This window comes from Thermodesulfobacteriota bacterium (assembly GCA_040755095.1).
Lineage (GTDB): Bacteria > Desulfobacterota > Desulfobulbia > Desulfobulbales > JBFMBH01 > JBFMBH01.
In genome coordinates, this window is the sequence record JBFMBH010000188.1 from 1 (window position 1) to 5,869 (window position 5,869).

Sequence of the window (5,869 nt, forward strand, 5' to 3'; positions counted from 1 at the left end):
CCAGCAGGCGGCCGCCCCGGGGCCGGGCGCGGGATCAGCGCACCCGGAGCTGGACCATGTCGGCCAGAATGCCCTGGGTCTCTACCTGGACCGTCAAGGAAAAGGGCCGGCGGTCGTCTGGCCACCGGCGGCCAAAGGGGCTACAATCGGAAGAGGGCCGGCAGACCGCCTGCCCGCCAGAAGCCCTGACGGGCAGGAGGAACAGCCATGAGCCGAGCCATGAAGAGCGGCGTCTTGTTGTGGGTGCTGATCGCGACGGTCTGGGCGCCGCTGGCCCAGGCCGGGGCGCCCCTGGCTATCCGGCCGGCCGCCGGCCGCCAGCCCATGGGCCATGACCGGTCTGCCCTGGCGGTCCAGGTGGACCTGGGTCTCCTGGGGGCGGTTGACGGGCCGGTGCTGGTGGGGGCCGCGCTGCCGGAGCGGCAGGTGGTCTGTCGCCGGCAGCGGCTGGTGCTGCGGGGGGAGGGGGACTTCTCCTGGTTCGGGAGCGTGGAAGGCGAGGCGGGATCGAGCGTTGTTCTCACCGCCGTGGACGGCATCCTTATGGGCCAAGTGGTTCTCGGCCAAAGGGCCTATGCCGTGGAGCCGGTGGCTGGTGGCTACCTGGCCCTGCCCCGGGACCCCGGGGCGGTGCCGCCGTTTGCCGACGATGCCCGGCTGCCCCCCGGCCAGCCCCCACCGCCGGCCCGGCAGCGGCAGGCAGCCGCGGTTGATGACGGCTCGGTGCTGGACCTCCTGGTCCTCTACACCCCGGCCATGGCCAGCCGCTACGGCAGCACCCTGGGGACGGTCATCCAGCACCAGGTGGATGTGGCCAACACCTGCTACACGAACAGCCAGATCGCCACCCGCCTGCGGCTCGCCGGCACCGCCCGCTACGACCTGGCCGCGGCCCGGGAAGGGATCGCCGGCGCCTCGGCCCTGGACGCCCTCACCGACGACAGCACCGCCGCCACCCTCCGCAACACCTACGGCGCCGACCTGGTGAGCCTCCTCCGGGTCTATGCCGGCAGCGGCGGCTGCGGCTACGGCTGGATCATGACCCCGGAGTGGCTGGGCGCCCAGTTCGCGACCTTGGCGTTCAGCGTCGTCGAGGTGCGGCTGCAGAGCGAGGGCACCGGCTACTACTGCCTGGAGACCTCCCTGGCCCACGAACTGGGCCACAACCTGGGCTGCGCCCACGACCGGGACCACGCCTCTGGGTCGGGGGGGGCCTATGCCTACTCCTACGGCTACGACGTCCCCGGCATCCTGGCCACGGTCATGAGCTACGATACGCCGGGCATCCCGTACTTCTCCAATCCCAACATCTCCTACCGCGGCTATGCCACCGGCGTCGCTGCCGGCCGGTCGGATGCCGCAGACAACGCCCGCACCATCAACAGCACCCGCACCATCGTCGCCGCCTTCCGGCCCGGCATCGCCCAGCCTCCGCAGCCGGACGTCAAGGCCAATGGCCAGGACGGACCACTGGCCGTGGGGGCGGGCAGCCCGGTGGCGGTGACCGTCGTCCTGGCGGCCAACGATGGCGCCGGCCAGACCGCCGACTGGTACATCGTCCGCCAGACGCCGGCCAGCCCCCTGTCCTCCCTGGTCCTGTCCGGCGCCTGGCGCTCCGGCTTCAGGCGGCTGCTCCGCTACCCCCTGCTGGACGTGGCCACCACCACCATCTTCCAGGACACCCTGCCCGCCGGCAGCTCCTTCTTCCATTTTGCCGTGGTCAGCGGCGGCGAAGCCCAGGTGGATACGGTGGCGGTGGAGGTGCGGTGAGCGCTACCCCTGCCCCCGTGACCTGTGGTCACCCTTCGGAAATTTGCGGTGCAGGTCCAGTCATGGGGCCAGCCAGGACCTGCGGGCGTGCGTCTTTCCTTCCCACAAAACCTCGCCGGTCTTCACGAGTGCGTCGAGAGTCCGCTTCAGGCGCCTGTAAGGCGCTGGAGCCAGGGAAGAGACATTCTACTCAACCATCGTCTTCAACAGGGCGTCCCGCGCATCCGAGTAGAACTGGATGTCGATCTTCGTGGCCATATCGTCCGAAAGGTCCAAGAGCTGCCGGCGGCAGGCAACCGGCATGAGAAGTGCGGTGGCGCCCTTCTCGACAGCGATCTCGGCTATCGTCACCGGGTGGTGGATCGGTTCGATGGAGCCGCCAAGGTTGATCTCGCCGACGATGACGAGGCCGCCTCGCACGCTCTTCTTGAGGAGCGAGGTGCACAGGGCGACCAGGGCCGCCACCCCCACCTTGGCACCGGATTTTGCGACGTCAAAGGCCCGGAGCTGAGCGGTGAACTCGTGGTGCCGGGGGTCCTTGTCACCCACCAGGTGCGCTGAGCGGGCATAGAGGTTCTGCTCCGCGCAGCCCATGCTCTCGCGGAAGGCGGGCGGCACCGGCTTGTTGAGGATCTTCAGCCCGGAGCCTGGGCCTTCGTTGATCTCGATGCGGTAGAGGCCGGGATGCTCGTCCATGCCGCCGGGGCTGATGGTCCAGACCTGGCCAGGCTCAAGGGGATCGCCACCGATACTGTTTTCGCCCTGCAGCTCGGGGGTGGAGACGAATTTCTCGACGCCGTCCGCGCCGACCACATAGCTGAAATGGGTGTTCCGGAACTCGGCCGCGCCGATGCGCTTCTGCTGCTCCTTCACCCGGCGTCGCGCCTCCATGGCGATTCGCACCGCCCATTCCAGATCTTCCTCCGGGACATTATCCCCGCTGCCGGGATAAAGCAGCTTCAGAAGGCCGCTGACCGTCTTGTTGACGGCATTGGTGTCGCGGCCGGAAAGCGCCCCGCCGAAGAAGACCCGGCCCTGGAGCTGCCCCACCCGGCTCTGGCTGCGAAGCCGGCTCCAGCATTCGGAGAGGAAATCGCTCACTAGGCCGAAGTGGTCGGTCAGCAGATCCTTGCTGATCTTCGGCACGTCCCAGCCCGGCAGGTAGGCATGGACGCGGTCCATGAAGGCGGTATCGTCGCGCATCTCAGGGGGCATGGGGCCAAGGAGATGGCCGATCCGTTGCTGGTGCTCGACATCCACGTCGAAATTCCCGACCATGACGATACTGCCGTCGGCGCGGATGCTCTCCTTGCCGCGGCTGAACTCCCCGGACTCCATGTAGCCCTTCATGATGTTCACGCCGTCCTTCTGATCGAAGGAGATGCCGGAGACCTCGTCGAAACAGACGACGTCGTACTGGCAGACCAGACCCCGCTGCCCCGTTCCCATGTGGACGAACATCCGGGCCACGGTGGCCTTCCCGCCCGAGATCAGGTGAGCGTAGGGTGAAACCTGCTGGAACAGATGGCTCTTGCCGGTTCCCCGCGGACCCAGTTCCACCAGGTTGTAGTTGCGCTCGACAAAGGGGACCATGCGCAGCAGCAGGGCGTTCTTCTGCCGTTCGGAGAGGCTGCCCGGCTCGATGCCGATTGACCGGAGCAGGAAACACTTCCACTCCTCGGTGTGGAAGTGGCTTCGGGCCGCCGCCAGGACATCGAGAACATCCCGCCTGGAGAGCTGGATTTCCCGCAGGGCTCGCACCCCGAAGGGTCGCCCCCCTCGTTCCTGGGCGATGACCGCGTCGTAGTCGAGAGTGATCTCGGCGTAGAAACCGCCGGTCAGCATCCGCTCATGCCGGCTGACCAGTTCGGCCTCGATCCGTGCGTCCTTCAGTTGCAGGCTGGGGATGGTGGCGAGGTAGGAGTCGGTCCTGGCGTCGAGGCGGACGGTGATGAGATCGATGACCTTGACCTCGCCCTTTTCCCGGGCGCGGGACTTGAACAGCTCCTCCTCCCCGGCCTTGACGGTACGGTCGGCCAACTGGCGCCGGACGATCTCCAGCCCCTCTTCGATCTCGTCCTGGTCGGTGCTGGCGCAGTAGCGGCCCAGGAGGAATTCCACCACGTAGGTCGGCACCGGAAACTGCCGGCTGAAGGTCCGGACCAGGTCCTTGCGGACGAGATATCCTTCCAGCGACGAGGCCGCCTGCCTATCGATCCGGTCGAGCTCGATCATGACCTCCCTCCCCCAATCACCGTAACGAGCTGGGCCACCAAGCCACCGTTCTTGTCGATCAACACCACGACGGCATCGCGCCCTTCAAGGTCCTCGTCCGCAACGACCACGGAGGCGGTGCCATTCTCCTTGAGCGGCTTCAAGCCGAACACCACGCTGGAGTCGGGGTTGCCCGGCCGGGTACGGATATCCAGAGCAAGGCCGGCGCAATCTCCCTCCACTCCCACCGTGCAGCGAAGCCCCCTCCAGACGACATCGGTCAAGATAACCTGGCCGCCGGCGCTCGCCTTGGCGCCGGTGACGGTCAACTCCAGGGTCAGACACTCCTGGAGGCTGATCCCGCCATGGGCGTATTCCTCCCCTTTGCGGAAGCAACCGGCGCCGTCGGCCAGGGCAACATGCTGATGCGAATTCCAGTGCCACGGAAACTCCTGGGCGTCGGTGGATGCGCCAGGCTTGATGGCCGCACAGCGCCCCCACTTGCTTTCGACCACGCTGGCCGGCAGATCGACCTTCGGCAAGCCGCCTGGCAACAGCAGCCACCCATGGTCGGTCACGATGCGCACCCGCTTCCAGCCGGCCGCTACCAGGGCCGCGATCCGTTCGTGCACCTCCGCCAACAGGACGTCCACCTGGCGGGCGAGCCTCCAGCCCCGGTCATGACCCTCGTGGTCCAGGTCGCCGCATTCGACCCAGAGGCGCGGCGGGTCAACAGCGGTCATGGCCGGTACGGAGGCTTTCCGGTCCAGGATGGTCCAGCCGTTCTGCTCCAGGGCCTTCCTCAATTGATAGGGGGTCAACGGATCGAAGTTGTACACCCCCGGCTCCTCGGCGATGGCGTTTTCCTTGACCAGCGGTGCCACGGCTGGTTTCCCGGTGCCGGTCACCGTTGGCAGCGCTGCCCATCTCTCCCGCTCCTCGATGGCAAAGCCACCCCGCTTCAGCAACGAGACGAGCCTTTTGGCACAGTCGAATCGCAAGCCGTCCACAAACAGCACGCATTCCGGACTGCCGCCGCCCCGGTCGTTGCCATGGGCGGCTTTCGGCCCTTGCTTCTTCCAGAGATCTTGCAAATAGCGGGCGGACTCTTCGGCCCACGGCAGGTAGATCGCCCGGATGGCCACGGCCACCGCCTTGAAGTCCTGGGTGGTCTCGATGTGACCCAGGGCCCGGAGAAGGGCATCGTCGGCCCTCCAGCCCTGGCTGCGATATCCGGCCGCCAAATCCGTCAGAGCTCCCGCCGCCAAGCTCTGGCGGGTGGTCTCGGCCAGCACCGCCAGGTGCTCCAGCCCGCAGACCAGGGGCGCCTCGCCAAGCTCGGCCCACACCAAACGCCGACGTGAACCGTGAATCGCCTCCAACTCCAGTACTTTGGTCCGCGCTTCGTGGGCAGGGAGACGGTCGAGGGCCAGCAGACCGTGGCGCAGGACGGTCTCCTGGGCTTCGTTCCACTGCGGCCAGCCGTCGACAGTGGTGGCGTCGTCGAAGAGGCCAAACATCGGTGGCTTGCACCGTTGCAGCAACAAACGAATGCCCGGATAGCGCTGGGGGGCATCACGGAAGCGCTCCCAGACAGCCTTCCACGGCCCGGCGTGCTCCGCCAACCGGGTGCTGCCGGCCAGCAGGCCATGATTCTCGGGGTCGAATGCGAACTGGGACTTCAGACCTCAATGAGGGCCTGCCACTCGTTTTCGTCTCGCGACTCCTTGAAGGCCTCACCCTGGTCGAGCCACTGCAGTATTGCCGCCGACCCGAAACCCCGCAGTATTGGCCGGTGAGGAATGCCGCAGGGGTGGTGTTTGGGCGGAGGTATGCGTCGTCTGCGGGGCTGAGGATGGACCAGGCCGTTTTTTGCCGGCTCGCG

The 5,869-nt window shown here is 67.1% G+C and carries 3 protein-coding genes; 1 reads left to right on the plus strand and 2 read right to left on the minus strand.

Annotated elements, in window-relative coordinates:
- Positions 1-207 precede the first annotated feature (207 nt).
- Entirely contained in the window at positions 208-1,770 is a 1,563-nt protein-coding gene (locus tag AB1634_18305; protein MEW6221467.1) for a M12 family metallo-peptidase, read from the plus strand.
- A gap of 186 nt (positions 1,771-1,956) precedes the next feature.
- Here AB1634_18305 and brxL read toward each other — a convergent pair whose 3' ends face one another.
- Together brxL and pglZ are read right to left on the minus strand one after the other, a co-directional pair.
- Entirely contained in the window at positions 1,957-4,005 is a 2,049-nt protein-coding gene (gene brxL / locus AB1634_18310) for a BREX system Lon protease-like protein BrxL (GenBank protein MEW6221468.1), read from the minus strand.
- On the minus strand, positions 4,002-5,669 hold the full coding sequence (gene pglZ / locus AB1634_18315) for a BREX-1 system phosphatase PglZ type B (GenBank protein ID MEW6221469.1): 1,668 nt from the start codon (positions 5,667-5,669) through the stop codon (positions 4,002-4,004). Before pglZ ends, brxL begins: the two co-directional genes overlap by 4 nt.
- Positions 5,670-5,869: the final 200 nt, after the last annotated feature.